Annotated in this window: 14 protein-coding genes; 4 read left to right on the forward strand and 10 right to left on the reverse strand. The window is 32.2% G+C overall.

Annotated features, from left to right (window positions below; translation table 11 throughout):
• Positions 1-273 precede the first annotated feature (273 nt).
• Genes DMZ43_RS06045 through DMZ43_RS06060 form a run of 4 tightly spaced genes read left to right on the forward strand, consistent with a single transcriptional unit; the run spans position 274 to position 5,364 of the window.
• Positions 274-954, forward strand: a complete 681-nt coding sequence (locus DMZ43_RS06045) for a TetR/AcrR family transcriptional regulator (RefSeq protein ID WP_131506682.1) — start codon at positions 274-276, stop codon at positions 952-954.
• Positions 944-2,611 (forward strand): peptidase domain-containing ABC transporter, encoded by a 1,668-nt coding sequence (locus tag DMZ43_RS06050; RefSeq protein ID WP_131506683.1) that lies wholly within the window; start codon positions 944-946, stop codon positions 2,609-2,611. Before DMZ43_RS06045 ends, DMZ43_RS06050 begins: the two co-directional genes overlap by 11 nt.
• A gap of 3 nt (positions 2,612-2,614) precedes the next feature.
• Positions 2,615-3,955: an HlyD family secretion protein gene (locus tag DMZ43_RS06055; RefSeq protein WP_131506684.1), complete on the forward strand. Its 1,341-nt coding sequence runs from the start codon at positions 2,615-2,617 to the stop codon at positions 3,953-3,955.
• 17 nt (positions 3,956-3,972) lie between these two features.
• Complete coding sequence (locus tag DMZ43_RS06060) at positions 3,973-5,364, forward strand: TolC family protein (RefSeq protein ID WP_131506685.1); 1,392 nt, start codon at positions 3,973-3,975, stop codon at positions 5,362-5,364.
• Between the two features lie 9 nt (positions 5,365-5,373).
• Here the strand turns inward: DMZ43_RS06060 and DMZ43_RS06065 are convergent, their stop codons facing one another.
• From DMZ43_RS06065 to DMZ43_RS06110, 10 genes are all read right to left on the reverse strand, one after another.
• Positions 5,374-6,123 carry a hypothetical protein gene (locus DMZ43_RS06065; protein WP_131506686.1) on the reverse strand — a complete coding sequence of 250 codons (750 nt, stop codon included), beginning with the start codon at positions 6,121-6,123 and terminating at the stop codon, positions 5,374-5,376.
• A gap of 23 nt (positions 6,124-6,146) precedes the next feature.
• A complete protein-coding gene (locus DMZ43_RS06070; RefSeq protein WP_131506687.1) occupies positions 6,147-7,397 on the reverse strand; it encodes an erythromycin esterase family protein in 1,251 nt (416 codons plus the stop codon).
• A 3-nt stretch (positions 7,398-7,400) separates the two neighbouring features.
• A complete protein-coding gene (locus DMZ43_RS06075) occupies positions 7,401-8,723 on the reverse strand; it encodes a hypothetical protein (RefSeq protein WP_131506688.1) in 1,323 nt (440 codons plus the stop codon).
• A gap of 69 nt (positions 8,724-8,792) precedes the next feature.
• On the reverse strand, positions 8,793-10,058 hold the full coding sequence (locus DMZ43_RS06080; protein WP_131506689.1) for a hypothetical protein: 1,266 nt from the start codon (positions 10,056-10,058) through the stop codon (positions 8,793-8,795).
• A gap of 253 nt (positions 10,059-10,311) precedes the next feature.
• Complete coding sequence (locus DMZ43_RS06085) at positions 10,312-10,953, reverse strand: hypothetical protein (protein WP_131506690.1); 642 nt, start codon at positions 10,951-10,953, stop codon at positions 10,312-10,314.
• Between the two features lie 39 nt (positions 10,954-10,992).
• The gene (locus DMZ43_RS06090; RefSeq protein ID WP_131506691.1) at positions 10,993-11,775 is read right to left on the reverse strand and encodes a T9SS type A sorting domain-containing protein; all 783 of its coding nucleotides are present in this window, start codon (positions 11,773-11,775) and stop codon (positions 10,993-10,995) included.
• 8 nt (positions 11,776-11,783) lie between these two features.
• Positions 11,784-13,871 (reverse strand): leucine-rich repeat domain-containing protein, encoded by a 2,088-nt coding sequence (locus DMZ43_RS06095; RefSeq protein WP_131506692.1) that lies wholly within the window; start codon positions 13,869-13,871, stop codon positions 11,784-11,786.
• 32 nt (positions 13,872-13,903) lie between these two features.
• Positions 13,904-14,488 carry a hypothetical protein gene (locus DMZ43_RS06100; RefSeq protein WP_131506693.1) on the reverse strand — a complete coding sequence of 195 codons (585 nt, stop codon included), beginning with the start codon at positions 14,486-14,488 and terminating at the stop codon, positions 13,904-13,906.
• 135 nt (positions 14,489-14,623) lie between these two features.
• Positions 14,624-15,355: a LytTR family DNA-binding domain-containing protein gene (locus DMZ43_RS06105; RefSeq protein WP_131506694.1), complete on the reverse strand. Its 732-nt coding sequence runs from the start codon at positions 15,353-15,355 to the stop codon at positions 14,624-14,626.
• The gene (locus DMZ43_RS06110; protein ID WP_131506695.1) at positions 15,352-17,544 is read right to left on the reverse strand and encodes a tetratricopeptide repeat protein; all 2,193 of its coding nucleotides are present in this window, start codon (positions 17,542-17,544) and stop codon (positions 15,352-15,354) included. Before DMZ43_RS06110 ends, DMZ43_RS06105 begins: the two co-directional genes overlap by 4 nt.
• Positions 17,545-17,577 lie beyond the last annotated feature (33 nt).

Consider the following 17,577-nt stretch of genomic DNA (forward strand, 5'->3'; position numbering starts at 1 on the left):
GAAATACTTTTAAATAGTAAAAATAAAAGTACAGGAACGTAATTTACAAGGTTTAAGCGTATCAGTGAAATTATATAATTCAAAACACATGTTTCTCTTTTGTTGATATTGTTGTGCTGTACTCTTACTTGTTTACCCTTTTTCATAAGCACAAGATGACAAGATAGACATAAGATTACTTTGTTGTAGTATGTTAAATTTTAATTAAATAACTAGACTTAGGAAACAAAATGATAGTAATACTATTATATTTGCAAGTAATAATTGTAAATTATGAACAACTTACTATCAAACATTAAAATTGAAGTCCCTTCAGGCACCTATTTAAAGGATCCTGAATCCTCTACTTTAGGTAAAAAAATACTCACTCACAGTATTATTTTAATCGATGAGATGGGATTTGAGAGTTTCAACTTTAAAAAGTTAGGTGCTGCTATACAGTCCAACGAAAGCTCTATATACCGCTATTTTGAAAGCAAGCATAAGCTGTTAGTGTATTTAACCTCTTGGTATTGGGGCTGGTTAGAGTATCAATTGGTTATTGAAACCTATAGCCTTACTTCTATTGAGGATAAGCTAAAAAAAGCGATTAAAGTTTTAACACGTACTACAAAAAACGACAATACCTATACGCATATTAATGAGGTATTGCTAAACACTATCGTTATTAACGAAAACTCAAAATCATACCTTACCAAGGATGTTGACGACGATAACAAAGAAGGTTTTTTTATGCCTTATAAACGTGTGGTGAAACGTTTTTCTGAACTCATTTCAGAGTATCAACCTGACTACGACTATCCGTTAAGTTTAGCAAGTACTGTAATACAAAGCGCATTACACCAACAATTTGTTAAAGATCATTTTAAAACCATTAGCAATTTTAACAAACAGCACACGCCTACTCAATTTTTTACTGACCTCGTTTTAAACGCTTTAACATATGGCAAATAACAGTTTAACGCCTTGGCAACGCTTTATTGGATTATTAGAGTTAGAAAAAAAGGACATCTTTCAAATTTCGTATTATGCTATTTTTGAAGGTATTGTTGCTTTATCATTACCTCTAGGTATACAAGTTATTATAAACTTGTTACAAGGCGCACAGGTTTCGGCATCGTGGGTGGTCTTGATTATTTTAGTAACTACAGGAGTTGCTTTTACTGGTATTTTAAAATTGATGCAATTGCGTATTATAGAAACTATACAGCAACGTATATTTACCAGAGCCTCTTTGGAGTTAAGTTATCGCTTTCCTAAAATAAAAATGAACGAACTGCGTAGGTATTACCTACCAGAGTTAGCCAATAGGTTTTTTGATACGCTTACGATACAAAAAGAACTGTCTAAAATTTTAATTGATGTGCCTTCGGCATTATTGCAAATTATTTTTGCGCTTATCTTATTATCGTTTTACCATCCGTTTTTTATTGTATTTGGGTTATTACTCATCCTATTAGTGTACATCGTGTTTAAGTACACTGCCAAAAAAGGCTTGGAAACAAGCTTAAAAGAATCTAAGCACAAGTATAGGGTTGCACACTGGTTACAAGAAGTATCGAGAGCTGTAATAAGCTTTAAACTTTCAGGGAATACGAATCTTGCAATGCAAAAAAGTGATGCACTAGTTAATGATTATCTAAAATCTAGAGAAAGTCATTTTAAGATTTTAATACTTCAGTTTATACAAATGATAGGTTTTAAAGTACTTGTAACAGCTGGGTTATTGCTTATTGGTGGATTTTTAGTACTTGATCAACGTATGAATATAGGACAGTTTGTAGCTGCCGAAATTATCATCATCTTGGTGATTAACTCAGTTGAGAAATTAATATTAGGACTTGGGTCTTTTTACGATGTCTTGACGAGTATAGAAAAACTAGGACAAGTTATAGACAAACCTATTGAAGCGCAAACAGGAGAAGTTGTAAAGTCTGGAAACAATTTAAATATTGAACTTAAGAATGTGTTTTACGAAGTAAAAGAGCGTAACACTCCTATTTTAAAAGATATAAATTTAACCATCGCACCAAAAGACAAAATACTCATTAAAGGCGAAAGTGGTGCTGGTAAGTCTAGTTTGCTACAACTTATTACAGGTGTTATCATGCCAACATCAGGATATATTTATGTGAATGACCTATCTATGGAAAGTTTATATATTAATAACTATAGAGCACAGTTAGGCTTATCATTATCTACCGAAACACCTTTTGAAGGTACCATTCGAGAAAACATCACTTTTGGAAATCCTACTATTAGTGATGATGCCATTTATGATGTTTTTGCTCAAATAGGTCTTACCGAATTTTTACAACAGCAACCAAAAGGATTAAATACTATACTAAAACCTGAAGGTAAACAGATAGCTTATACCACAGCAAAGAAAATAGTACTAGCTAGAGCTATTGTTAAAAAGCCTAAGGTATTGATACTAGAAGATCCATTAGATCAATTTAAGAAAGCAGAATCTAAACAAATTATAGACTTTTTAATATCAGAAAACCAAACTTGGAGTCTTGTAGTCATTAGTAATAATGATTATTGGAGCTCAAAGTGCAACAAACAAATTACCCTTAAAAAAGGTGAAATTATAAACGTTAAATCTTAGTGTATGTTAAACATTTCAAAGAATAGTGTTTCAGAATATGTAGACCTAAACAAGTTTAAGTCTTGCCAAGAGATTTTTCATAAAGAATACCACAAGCGATTTAAAAGCTTTTTAATGGTATTTACTGTGATAATGATTATGATATTATTTTTACCTTGGACACAAAACATTACTAGTTCAGGTAATGTAACTACACTTAAACCAAACCAGCGACCACAAACCATTCAATCGCAAATACCTGGACGTATAGAACAATGGTTTGTACAAGAAGGCGACTTTGTAACCGCAGGTGATACTATATTGCGAATATCTGAAGTAAAAAGTGAGTATTTTGATGCACAACTTGCTGAACGTACTAACGTGCAGCTTAACGCAAAATCATCGTCAGTTGACGCTTATAAAAACAAGATTAATGCGTTAAACAATCAAATTTCTGCATTACAACGTGAACGTACCTTAAAACTTGAGCAAGCACAAAACAAGTTAAAGCAAGCCTATTTAAAAGTAAAGACAGATAGTATTGACCTTGAAGCATTAAAAATTAAAGCAGCTATTGCCAACACTCAATTTGAGCGAACATTTAGTTTACAAACCGAAGGTTTAAAGGCTGTAAAAGATGTTGAAGATGCCAGAAACAAATTGCAAGAAGCTAGTGCTAAGTTGGTTTCAGCAGAGAATAAGTTTTTAGTTGCAAAGAATGAAGTTATCAATAGTCAGTTAGACATTTCAACACTACAAGCAACCTATGCTGATAAGATTTCAAAAGCGCAGAGCGATTTATACGCTACACAATCTAGCGCTTATGATACCGAAGTTCAGGTTTCAAAACTAGAAACTGATTTGGCAAACTACACCAAACGTAACAGTCTACTTTATGTAACTGCACCACAAGACGGTTACATTAACAAAGCTATAAAATCTGGTATTGGTGAAACCTTTAAAGAAGGCGAACAACTTGTAAGCATTATGCCTTCTAATTATGAATTGGCTGTTGAAATGTATGTAAGACCAATAGACTTGCCACTTATTCATGTGGGCGAAGATGTACGCGTACAGTTTGATGGTTGGCCTGCAATTGTATTTAGTGGTTGGCCTAATGTATCGTATGGTACTTATGGTGCAAAAATTATAGCGATTGAAAACTTTATAAGTAACAATGGAATGTATCGTGTTTTACTTGCTCCTAACAAAGAAGATGTTGAATGGCCAAAAGACATTAGAGTAGGTTCAGGAGCGCGAACCATTGCGTTGCTGGACAATGTACCAATATGGTTTGAGATTTGGAGGCAAATTAACAGCTTCCCTCCTAACTTCTATCAACCAGAACAAGCCACAACTAAATAAAAACAGATTATTGTAATATGAAAACAGTATTAAGTTATTTGTTGGCACTCATGTGTTTTAATGGATTTGGGCAAGAATCGTTAACTACATTAACCCTTGAGGAGTATTTAGGATACGTAAAAAAATACCATCCTGTGGTTAAGCAAACTCAATTACTGGTTAGCGAAGGTGAAGCAAAATTGTTAAAGTCTAGAGGTGCTTTTGACCCTAAAATTGAAGTTGATTTTGACAGAAAAAAGTTTAGCGAAACTACTTATTACAATAAGCTTAACACTACGTTTAAACTTCCAACATGGTATGGTGTAGAACTAAAAGCTAACTTTGAAAACAACGATGGCACATATCTCAATCCTGAATTACAAACTCCTAATGATGGTTTATACAGTGCAGGTGTTTCGGTATCTTTAGCCAAAGGGCTGTTTATGAATGAGCGTATGGCAACATTAAAGCAAGCAAAACTGTTTACTCAACAAGCACAAGCCAACCAGCAATTGTTGGTCAACGATGTAATTTATAATGCTTTAGTAACCTATTACAATTGGCTTAAAAACTACCAATCATTAAAAACCTATGAAGGCTACACTCAGAATGCTAAAACACGATTAGATATTATAAAAAAGAGTTACCTAGCAGGAGACAAACCAGCTATTGACACCTTAGAAGCAAGTATTAATTTAAAAAACAGAATGGTTGATTTAGAGAAAGCTAAAATTGGCTATATCAAATCTAAGCTTGAGCTTTCAAACTATTTGTGGATTGATAACAACATACCTTTAGAGCTTGAAGAAGCCATTATACCAGACTTAAACACTATTAGCATCATTGATCAGGTTTTGAACAGTTCACTTTTAAACAGTGATGCTATTGACATTACTAATCACCCAAAACTAAAAGCACTACAAGTAAAAAAAGATATTTTAACTATAGATAAAAAACTTAAAACAAACAATCTACTTCCTACTGTTAACTTACAGTATAATTTTTTAACGACAGACTATGACAATTTAAACTCGTTAAACACTGCTAATTACAAAAGTGGGTTACAAATTAATTTTCCTTTATTTTTGCGAAAAGAACGAGGCGATTTAAAACTAGCACAAATAAAACTACAAGACATTAACTTTGAACTTGCTACTACCGAAGTAACTTTAAAAAATAAGATTAACTCCAACTTACAAGAAATAGAATCTTACAACAACCAGCACATCATACTACTTGATTTGGTTGAAGATTACAAAGCCCTTATACAAGGTGAAGAACGCAAATTTGAAATTGGTGAAGGCTCTTTGTTTTTGGTAAATTACAGAGAGGTAAAACTTATTGAAAATGAATTAAAACGAATTGATGCCGAATACCAGTTACTAAGTAGTAAGTCTAATTTATCAAGAACTATCAATACACTGTTTTAATACCAAGTCTTAAATATTGCTTGTATTAGTAAAGAATATTTTTACGCGCTCTTCTTGCAAAAGTGCATTAGTATATTCGTCTACAGTTTCAGAGGTTAATTGAGGACTTTTAATTTGTAATGACCTCAATGTACCATCTTTTTGTGGCGCTATAAGAATGGAGTTTCCAAAATTTAAGTCAAATAATCGTGTGTTTATAATAGCATAGCTATTGCTTTCAGCAGTATCAAATGCAAAGTAATCTATTCTATTTTCTTTAGTTTTTAAAAAACCCTGTGCAACATAGTCTGGATGGTTTCTAGAAATACCTATATTTTTGTTCAGGTTATAATTTATGGTATCTAAAGTATCAGTTAGTACCAACAATTGAAAAAACACTTCATTATTTTTACCTTTTAGTCGCTTTTTGTTTATTTCGTTATCAGCTACAAAAAAACTATTCATGATAACCGTTTTATCGCCTATTTGATAGTTTTCGCCTTTACTACCCAATCCTTTAAAACTATCTTTTCCTAAAAGGTCATATTTTGGCACAGGAAAAACTCCAATCTCAAACGGACCAAAATCACCAATACCAATCATTTGCTTGTCAGTTTCAAGCATTTTAATGTCCCATGTTGTTGAATCGTTTCGGTTGCTAAGGTATTGTTCTCTTTTTTGTTGGTTCCAAGTTGAATCAGTTTCTATTGAATTTGAAGACCTATGATTTCTATCACAGCTAACAACACACAGAAATAGAATGACAACTATATTTTTCATGTATTTAGAGTTTAATTGCAAGATTAATCTGCCCAATTAATGGCGTTGGTTTTATCAAGATAAATAATAGCATCAAAAGCGCTTCCAAATGCTTTAGATTCTGTTTTAGAACTTCTAGCACGTGCTCCTGCTCCACTCATTGAGATCAATGGCGAATTAAGAGTATACGCTAAATCTTTGTTTGCTCTTGCTACTCTAAAGTTTAGGAAAGTGTTAGGGGTTCCAAAGTTTTTTAGACATTGTGTAAATGTATCTTCAACTACTTTATCAATTGTAATTGTTTTAAAACGCCAATCGTTTGTTTTATTAGCATCATTAGGATATGCTATAAAATTGCCTGTACCAAAATCGGTAGCTATGTTAAAGTAATAATCGGCATACAGTTTTCTTAACTGGTGACCTGTAACATCTACAATACCATTATCTACCCAATCACCTACATGCGCATTATGTGCCCAATACATTGCTTTTTTATTATGGTTATAATAATTCATAATCCATAGTATGTTTTCACCCATGTAAATATCTCTAAAATCGGATTTTCTCTGTTCGTTATTTTGATTGATGGTAGTGGCAAACTGACCAAGTATTTCCACTAGATGAAAGTTTAAGTTGAATTCTTCTTCAGATGACTTGCTTTTAAAGTTCTCATGGTTTTCAACAAAGTGTTGTTTTAAATTTGCATACGCCATGAAATACATTGTTTTTTCCTGTTCATTAAACGCTTGCCAAAGGTGTTTTTCAAACCCTTCTACATTATAATCAGAACCTACTTTTAAAAGGTATTCTTTAATTCTATTCACTTCTGAAGCTACGTACTGCATCTCACAACCATATAGATACAATTTATCTTCATTATTTTGATTGTAGGTTCGCATCCAATCCATTAACTGATAAAACTCTTTGGTTCTATACCTCCAAGACGAATTGTACTGATTTAGGATAGTTTTTAAATCGTCTCTTTTACCTTGTACATAATCATTGAGATACAAGCCTTCACCAAAACCGGTTTCGATAATCAGTATTTTAAAATCGTGTTGTTCAGAAAGGTATTTCATTAACTCTTGAGCTAGTAAAGTGAACTCAGCTGTTCCATGAGTATCTTCACCATAACCCACAATTCTTATATCGTTGAGTACATTGTCTAGAAATGAAAACTCACTAGCTTGAACTGACTTAAAGCCTGTGGTGTATTGTTCCAATTCGGTATGGCATTGTGCAAAACTTATTTTTGTTGCCAGTACAAAAGCAAGCAGAAAAATGTAGTTTTTCATAGTTTATCTTGTTTTAAACTCTATTAAATAAGGCTTTAACGGTCTATCGTCTGGTGTCCTAAAATTATTTGTTATAAATATTTGATAGGTTTTGTTAGGTTCTAACTCCACAGGAATTGTCCAAGACCTGTTGTCTTCTGCCCATGTTCTTCCGTTTAAAGTTCCTTTTGGGAATGCTTCTCTTCCTAAGCTACCTAAGTCCACACTTGTATGATAGCCATTTAAAGCTTCAGAAAATTTTATAGTAATGGCTTTTGTACTTGGATTTACATTTTGACTTTTATTTTCAAATTGTTCAATACCTATAACGGTTGGTCTTTTGCTTTCAAAGCTTTGCTCCAATTCATTTAGAGACGCTGAAAAATAATTCGCTTTTTGAACAAACGCTTCAATTATAGATTCGTTTTCATAATCTAATTCAATCATAGACTTTATAGCAGCTTGCTTATCTTCTGCTTGATTGTAATAGTTCTCGCAAATTTGATACCCTACATAATAGCCTAAATCTCGCACACCAAATTCGTTAGCTTCATTACTATTTAACCATTTACCAAAGTTAGCAACGTAAAACATTTCGTCTTCAAACACTTCCTTAATTCGTTTTGCATTGTCTTTTCCGAATTCTATTTGCGGATTTGGTGATGGCTGATTGAGTGCTTGTACTGTTACAAACTCTGCAACACCTTCATAAATCACTGAAGATAATAAATTATTAACTCTCGGTTTTTGTTGGGTATGTACAAACTCGTGGATGTTTAAAAACACCAAGTTTTTATTGGGATTGGTAGCGAAATAGGTTTTTAAATGTGATAGGTTTTCAGGAAACTCGCTTGTATCTGTTTTAGGATTACTCATTGCTAGTTCTGCACCAATAAGCACCAAACTGTCTATTGTAGTTCCTGGTGTACGGAAAGCTCCTATTGTAAAATATATTTTTGCAGGTTTTAGTTCTGGATATAATGTTTTTAGTTTTTCAATTCCAACTTGCAATTTCGAACTGACTTTAGGAGCCTCTAATGTGTTCTGTCTTATAGAATTCCAGAATTTAGGATAGTTGTTGATAGCCTCAATATAATCTTGTGCTGTATAGTTTCTTACTTGTCTAACACCTTCTAACCCTACAGTTCCTTTCTTGAAATATAAGCTATCTAAATAGTTATATTGTAATACTGAATCTTGAGTTGCGACGATATGATCATAGGCATTCCAAAAGTTTATAACATCAGAAGTAATGACGTTGTTGCTTTGCGGATTTTCTTTTTCAGGATTTTTACAAGCTATTGCAATAAATACTAAAAAGAATAATAGAATTGATTGATGCTTCATTTTATTTCTTTATGATTAACAGGCTTTTAGAATAACAACTCATAAAACCTAATTTTATGATATTGTGAATTATTTCTCTGGTTTAATATTCCCTTCTTCATCAATTTCAAAACGCTCTATAGACACTTCTTTCTCTTCGAGCCATAAGGTATATGTTCTTTCAATAGTATGGTTTTCAATTTTTGAGGTTATTCTTGCAATTCCTTCAGCAGTTTCATCATAAGCTACAACTTCATAGTCGATAATTTCACCATTAAGATTATAGTTAATCAATACAGACTCCATTTCATTATTGCCTTTACGAACTGTTATTACAGCTGTATGAAAGTTATGAGACATTTCAATTTTGTATGAGGCTATCGCTTTGAAATTATAACCTTCTTTGTAAAAGTTTGGATAAACATCTATTAATTTAAAACCTTTTACATCAACTACTTTATAATCATCTTCATCAATAAAATCATCAAAATTTGTGCTATCTGTTATTGGTAGCGTTCTGGTTTTAGTATTGGCAATTAGTGTATCAAAGTTTTCTGTGTTTTCTTCCGTAATGGTTTTTATAGCTTCATATGCTTCATTGTTAAATTTTAAAACATACTGCTGTTCACTTTTACTTTTCTCGATTGGATTACACTCCTCGTTTTCATCCTTGGCATAATTAATTTGTGTTATGGTTTGTAAGACAGTTATATCGTAATACCCATTTGTTGTTATATCGCTTATTTTTAGTTGATTTTTCTCTTTAACTATATCTGCATAACAGTCACTAAAATTGACATTTACCTCTCCTGAACTTTCGTAAGTTGTAAAATTGTCTAATAGTTTTTGCAGAGTATGATTTTTCTTAGCGTATAAAGATACTATTGAGGTACTGTAAGGATTAGGTTGAGAATTATTTCTAAACTTGACCATGACTCCAAAGGCAGTAACGGAATCGTTAAGTTTATATTCTAAATCTTCTATCGCAATGTCTTCAATAAATACTGCATCGGAAACCCAACCGTTGGTTTTAGAACTTTCAAAATACTTGTGTTTGATGTTTGCCGTAGTAGCATTAGCTATAACAATATGACTATTGAGTTCATAAATATCTTCTTCTTCATTTACTATTTCAGGAATAATTATAATTATTTCATCTGAATTACTTGGGAATACTTTAGATACAATAGTTCCTAATTTGATTTCGTCTTGATCTAAATGAAGTGTTTTAACAACAGAATTTATAATTTCCTCCTGAGATAATGCAGTCTCTTCTATTGTTTTTTCTTTTGGTTCTTTTATGTTTTGAGCACAAGAGCTTAATAGACACAGAAATAAAACGTAAACGATTTTCATGATTTGCAATGTTAAACCCCTTAAAGTTATTCTATTAACGCTAAAAATAAGCTTAAAAGGTATCATTTATAGTAATTCAATACGATTATAAAAAAGAAATGAGCAGTAATTAACCCAAATATTACTGCTCAATCTTGCAACAAACTAAAGCACTACAACACAATCCATAAAATAATAGCAGTGTAGAATACTAGTAAAAACAATTCTAATTTATATTCTTCTAATAGTTTAACCATGTTTTAAAGAATTATAGTTATTGAATGGTATAAGACTCCAAGCGCTTTTCAATGAAGTGCTCAGATTGGGTTACAAAAGACATAGTACTTAACACCTCTCCTATCCCATCTTCTCTATAGATATGGTCTAATGCATTAGCGATATTACCATTGAAATCTTTAAAATAGTAATGATTATCATAGCAGGTAAAACTGCCTGCGTTGGTTGTGATGTTATCCATGACATTAGATAGCGCCAAATGATACGAGTAATCAAAATCTAAATTGAACATGAAATACTCATTATAATCGCTATTGTTGTATTTGATAAGTCCAACCTCGTCTATTAGAAATCCTAGAGAATCTCTTAACGTGTAGTTTCTTTCGCCATTATCAGGAAAGTAAGGGTAAGTTCCATCATTACCTATTACCACATGCTTAAAATTAAAGTAGGTATTATTATCAATTTCTACAGTCTCAGTAATATTAACCGTTTCGATTATTGGTGTGGGTAAAAAGGTGTTTGTGTCGTTATCTTTAAGGTAATAAACATACTCCCAAGTATTCCCTACCGTTAAGGCATAAAAATTGTCTGGTTGTTCATTTGGGTTTGTGTTGTCATCTGAACTACAAGCGTAACCCAGAATAAGCACACACAGAATTAACATTTTTCTTTTCATAGCATTTTATTTTAATTAAACATTTCGTTACAATTTTTGTTAGAACGTTAGTTTCTTTAGGACAGTTCCTATATTAAAATCTAGTTTTACAAAATAAATCCCTTTAGATAACTGAAACGTTTCTATCTTAGACTCATTTCCTTCTTTTACTTGATTACCAGATATATCGTACATAGTATATTTATACAAGTGCGCACCAGAATTGAGAGTATTTATCTCAATAGTGTTTGAGTTTTTACTGTAACGTAATTGCACACTATCATACAATAAATAAGACTGATTATGTAACGTTGAGGATGACCAGTTGATATTGTCAATACCTAAGTTACCCAAATCGGCACAAGTAATAACTATTTTATCTACATCATCAAAAGTAGCATTTGGAGTAAAAATTGAATTCATTCCTCCAACCGAGAATGTTTGAGAGCCTGTTGATACATTATTTTTAAAACCCTCAATTGTCAATTCGTAAGCGAAAACATAACATTGAAAAAAATTATCAAATTGTATAGTTCCAAAATCAACTTCATTTCCACTTTGAGTCTCTATAGTCCAAGTTGTAGCAGGAAATGTTCCTGAACTCAAGTGACTTAAACTTGTATTACCACAACCAAAAGAATCGGTAGTTCTATACCTATGAGTTGTTGGTCCTCCTGTTACTCCACTAACAGTAAACACAAAGGTTTCTCCGTTATTTGCTATCATGTATGGGTTTCCCAAAGCTTGCCCATCAACACTACCTTGATCATCAAAAGTAATGACCTGTGCCCAACTTATTGTAGACCCTAAGAATACACATAACAATGTTACTATTGCTTTCATAACGCCAATTAATTAATCATTACTTTTTTAATCAGCATTCCTTGATCAAAATCTAATGCAAGGATGTAAATACCTTTTGACATTGTACTCGTTGAAATTTCGGTACTAGCACCAGTATGTATTTTTGCTCCAGTAATAGTATATAGTGTATAACTATTCAACTGTAGGTTATTAGTTGAAGTTATAGTTAAGCTTTCAGGGTTTGTTATGATTTTCACAACATGTTGTAGTTGAAACTCATCAACACTTAAAGCGTCTTCGGTTACTGGATTAAAGCCTGTCCATAATGCTCCAGGATCAGTAACATATGCTCCCATTGTTCCTGCTGGAATGTGTAAATGGATGTTACTGCGGTTACTATTAAAGGAATCGTTACTGCCTCCTGTAGAGATGGAAGGAGGTGATAAACTTTCAGAAAATACATCACTTAAAGGGTTGTCTCTAAATGCTTGAATACTAATAGTGGTTACACTACCTGGAATAATAACACTGGTTAATGAATTATTTTTGAATGCGCCTACTCCAATACTCGTTACGCCATCAGGTATCACAACACTATTCAAAGCATTATTTTCAAAAACACCTAATTCTATATTAGTAAGAGCAGCAGGCAATTCAACTTCCAATATCGCGTTTTGAAAAAAGGCATACACACCGATTGATGTGACACTATCACTTATTGTTACGCTTGTTAGACCATTTCCTTGAAAAGCCTGATTACCAATACTTATGACATTATATGACTCAGAGTTATGAGGAACTGTGCTAGGTATATCAACTACAGTCCCTCCAGTCATATCATAATCAATAGCCTTAACCTCATTTGGAGTTAGAGATGTAATTTCATAAGTAATAAAATCGTACACGAAAGTATCACCAACCTGAGCTGCTCCAAATTCTGTTACAGGATTAAATCCAGTCCATAAAGCTCCAGGATCAGTAACATAAGCTCCCATTGTACCTACTGGAATATGTAACTGAATCGCACTTCTATTGTCACTAAAAGTATCATTAGATCCAGTCACAATTGTCGGTGGCGTTATACTTAATGAGAAAATATCAGCTAAAGGATTATTGTAAAATGCCTCATCATCTATAGCTAAAACGCCATCTGGAATAATAACAGTTGTCAATTGATTATTTTTAAATGCAGAATCTTTAATATTTTCAATATTGTTTGACAGAACCAGGTTACTCAATTGATTGTCTTTAAATGCCTCATCTCTAATTAATGTAACATTATCTGGAATTGTAATACTAGTAAGTTGGTTATTAAGAAAAGCTCTATCTTCAACAACATTAATACCGGAACCAATTATAAGGTTTGTCAATTGATTATCGCGAAAAGCATCCATTCCAACACTTGTAATAGTATCTACTATATCTAAACTAGTTAATTGATTTAGCATAAAAGCTTCATCGCCTATGGTAGTAAGACTACTTGGCAAAGTAACATCTGTCAACAAGTTGTTTCTAAATGCTCTAAATTTAATTTGAGTTATTCCTTCTGGAATTATAAAATTTGAAAGTTGATTATCTCTAAAAACACCTGTCTCTAACACTCCAATGCTATTGGTTAGTATTACTGATGAGAGTTGATTATCCCTAAAAGCCTCTCCACTTAAGGTTGTCACACTTGCTGGTATATCAACCTGTGTTAATAAATTTGAGCGAAAAGCGCTAGAACCTATGGTTGTTAAGCTGTTACCCAAAAAAATTGAGTTTAACTGATTATTAATAAAAGCACTTGCCAAAATATTAATAACCGAATTAGGAATTGTAACCGTAGTTAAATTGTTATTAGCAAATGCAGAGGAACCAATATCTGTTAACCCTAAAGGCAAAGAGACCTGAGTGAGTCCCTTATTTGCAAACGAACTGCCCCATACATATGTAACTTGATAGGTAATACCACCATTTACAACGGTTGCTGGAATATTTACAATAGTTCCGCCAGCGGTATCATAGTTAAGTGTACGAACATAATTGTTTGTATTATCTATAACTTCATAGGTTATATAATTATCTGTAAATGTTTGCGAAAATCCTATGGTTAACGTAAAAATCGCAAATAATGTAAGTAATTGTTTTTTCATGATTTAAGGTTTATAATTAATAACTGTTTTTTTTAGTAATCCATTTTAATTAGGTTGCCATCTAAAGTGTAGAAAAAGCTAAATGCTGTTCCTCCATGTTCAGGCTCTAGCGTTACTAGGTATTCTGCTTTAGAGACATCTCCATTTTTTGGGAACTTTATAGACGCAATGCTTAATTTTGGGTTTTTAAGGTTTTTCATATCCTTTAGTTTTTGTGTAGACGTTTCTACCAAACCACCCAATTTTGTCAGGTTAATATTATCACCTAGTTGATACATATAATCGGTAGCTTTTGTGCCTTGAGGCACTTCAATTACAATATCAGAACTTTGTTTCCAGTTGTTTTGCACCACATTCCACTCTTCCATTTTCATGGATTCTGGATCTTGTGCAACAGTTACATTAATAGTATTACCAATTGTTTCATTGTGAATAACACTTAAGTTGGTATAGTATGCATCTTCACCAAATTTGCTTTTTAGCTCCTGCTCTATAGCACTAAAGCCTTTTGCAGTTGTAGGCTGTTGACTTAAATTATCGCTACATGCCATAAAAAGTAGTGTTGTAATACATACGATTACAACCTGCTTGTTTAATTTTGAAATCTTGTTTTTCATACACTTATAGTTTTAGGTAGTATAAATGTATGTTACGATGATTGTCTATGAAATAGGAAATGGATTTCTACTATTTATGAATCCATAAGCGTGGTACTTCAAAACATATTTGAAAAGCAGAATGTGCTAGATTTTCTAATTCTTGTTTAAGAACGCAGCTACAAATTGGTCTTTCTTTCGAGAAGATACTGGTATTTTTTTACCGTTTTTTAAATAAATGATACCAGATTTATCATATTTATCAATAAACTGAAGATTCACCATATACGATTGATGAGGACGCGTAAAGTTTGCAGCACTAAGTTGGTCCTCAAAGGCCTTGAGTGTTTTTGAAACCACATGTTTTTTACCATCACTACAATAAAAAGACGTGTAACCTTTATCAGACTCGCAATACATAAGTTCTTTTAAGTCTATAACCTGAAAACTGTCATGAAGCGACAAAATAATTTTAGAATCTTCATTATTCCAAACAGACTTAACAGTTTTTATTTGTTGTTTTTGCTCAGCTACAGTCAAGGTGGTCACTTTTTTTAAAGCAACTTCAAGGTCTGATATATCTACAGGTTTAAGAATATAGTCTACAGCTCCTATTTTTAAAGCTTGTAGCGCATATTCTTCATAAGCAGTAATAAATATTATTTTGAAGTTGAGGTGTTCTGTTTGATCCAGAAAATCAAAAGCAGTGCCATCAGTAAGATTAATATCTAGGAAAATTAAATCTGGTTTACAAGCATTGGCTACTACAACTGCTTCTTTAACCGATTCGCACTCACCCAACACATTCACATCAGTATCAATAAGTTGCAGAAGATTTAACAGCCCTTTTCGTATATACGCTTTATCTTCAACTAATAGTGTTTTCATGAAATAGCAATGATTTTATGAGGAATTACTAAAGTAACTAAAGTTCCTTGCTCATCAAACTTTTTTCGATCTTCAATAGTTACCGACCCTTCCATGTTATAATCTTTTGATAATACTGCAAGACGTTCGGCAGTAATAACTGTCGCTAATGAACTTTTATTTTTGTTCTCTGATTTTTTAACACTATCAATACCAATACCATTATCAGCAATGGTACATAACAGTTTTTTGTTAGTGTATGCAAGTTTTATATCTATACGCTTGTTATCTGTTTGGTCTTTAAACGCGTGTTCAATAGCATTTTCCACAAAAGGCTGAATGAGCATTGGCGGAACTTCAAACAATGTCACATCTATAGCTTCATCTACCAAAATAGTGCAATTAAAAGTGTCATTCTCTAAATTTTGAAGCGTAAGATAATTTTGAATTGCCAATAATTCTTGCGAAAGCGATACCATTTTATCTCGTGAATTTTCTAAGGTTATACGCAGTAACTTTGAAAACTTAGATAGATACTGAATGGATTTTTTTTCTTCTTTGTTTAAAATCATTCCTTGTAGTACTGACAATGAATTGAATATAAAATGAGGCGTCATTTGCGAGCGTAATAGTTTTTGCTCCATAACCACGTTTTGGGTTTTTGACTTTTCGTTTTTTAATCTTTGACTAAAAATTATAGACCCAAGGATAATTGACACCAATAACACACAAATAATTGCCCATAAATAATTACGCTTTGACTTTTGTAAATCTTGAGATGTAGCTTGTACTGTTTTAGTTAGTTTAAGCTCTCTTATACTTGCAGAGTCTAGTGCTTGTTTGTATTTGTATTCGTACTCTAATTGCGTCATCTTTTCAATATTATCTTCATTGAAAATACTGTCATTTAATATTTTGTATTGTTGATGACTTTCAAATGCTTTTTTATAATTTCGGGTTTTCCCATAGATATCAGAAAGCAAACCATAGGCATTTTTTTTATGCCTTAAAAGACCATGCTTCTCTGATGAATCTGCTAATTTTTGAGCATTCTCTAACGCCAGATCATATGTTTTCAAACGATAATAAGTGTCTGCTAAACCATGATAGGAATCCATCATATCGTACGATTGGTTAATTTTCAAATTTATGTTTAAGGCTTGATCAAAATAGCTCAAAGCTGTAGCATAATCTTTCTTTTGAAAATAGACAAACCCCAAACCATTAAGTGCTGTAGCTAAATTTACTTTATCATCAATTTCTTTACTCAACACTATAGATTCCTTAAAATAAGTTATGGCTTTGTCCAACTCATCATTATCATAATAAATACCCGCAATATTATTTTTTAAGGCTGTTATGTTTTTTACATTGTATTTAGCATTATCTATGGCATGCGCTTTGTTATAATAGCTTAATGCCTTATCATTTAAGCCTTGAAATCGGTACAAATTCCCTAAATTAATCAGGGATTGGAATATACCAATAGAGTCTTTGCTTTTTTGCGCTATGTCTAAAGATTGATTGTGATAATTTAAGGCTAATGGATAATTGCTTTGCTGGTAATACACATTCGCAATCGAATTGTAACAATTCAACATACCCAATGAATCTCTGTTTTTTATATTATTCTCTAGGGCTAGTTTAAAATTTTCAAGAGCTTTTTGATACTCACCAGTCTCTGAATAGACATTTCCAATATTATATAAATAACTATGTTTATTGGAATTATCTCCTAACTGTTCTGAAATGCTTAAGGTTTCTTTGAAATGTTTTAAGGCTAAATCATAATTACCTCGATATTGATGCAAAACGCCTAAACCATTGTTGCATTTTTTCAAACCATTTAAATCATTTATGGAGTTGTAAACTTCTAGGGCTTTGTTGTAATTCTTTATGGCAACTTCAAAATTGACTTGCTCTGTATAAACAACGGCTCTTATGTAGTAACTGTGAGCTATAAACTTCTTAGCGTTTAATGTTTTGGCTAGATTTAATGCTTCATCATTATATGCTATAGCTTGAGGTGGATTGTTTCTATAATTATAAAACGCCAAGTAATTGAGTGTATTAACTCGAATCGTGTCTTGCTTTTGATAAGTTTTCAATACATTTTCCAAGCTATCTATTACCCTATTTTGGGAGTAGATTGAAATTGACTGAAATAAAATGCAGACTAAAACAAAACAAGACAAATGGATTCTTTTCATAAGTAGATTAGATAGATATTCTGTAAAATTTTC

Source organism: Meridianimaribacter sp. CL38 (genome assembly GCF_004328055.1).
GTDB lineage: Bacteria > Bacteroidota > Bacteroidia > Flavobacteriales > Flavobacteriaceae > Gaetbulibacter_B > Gaetbulibacter_B jejuensis.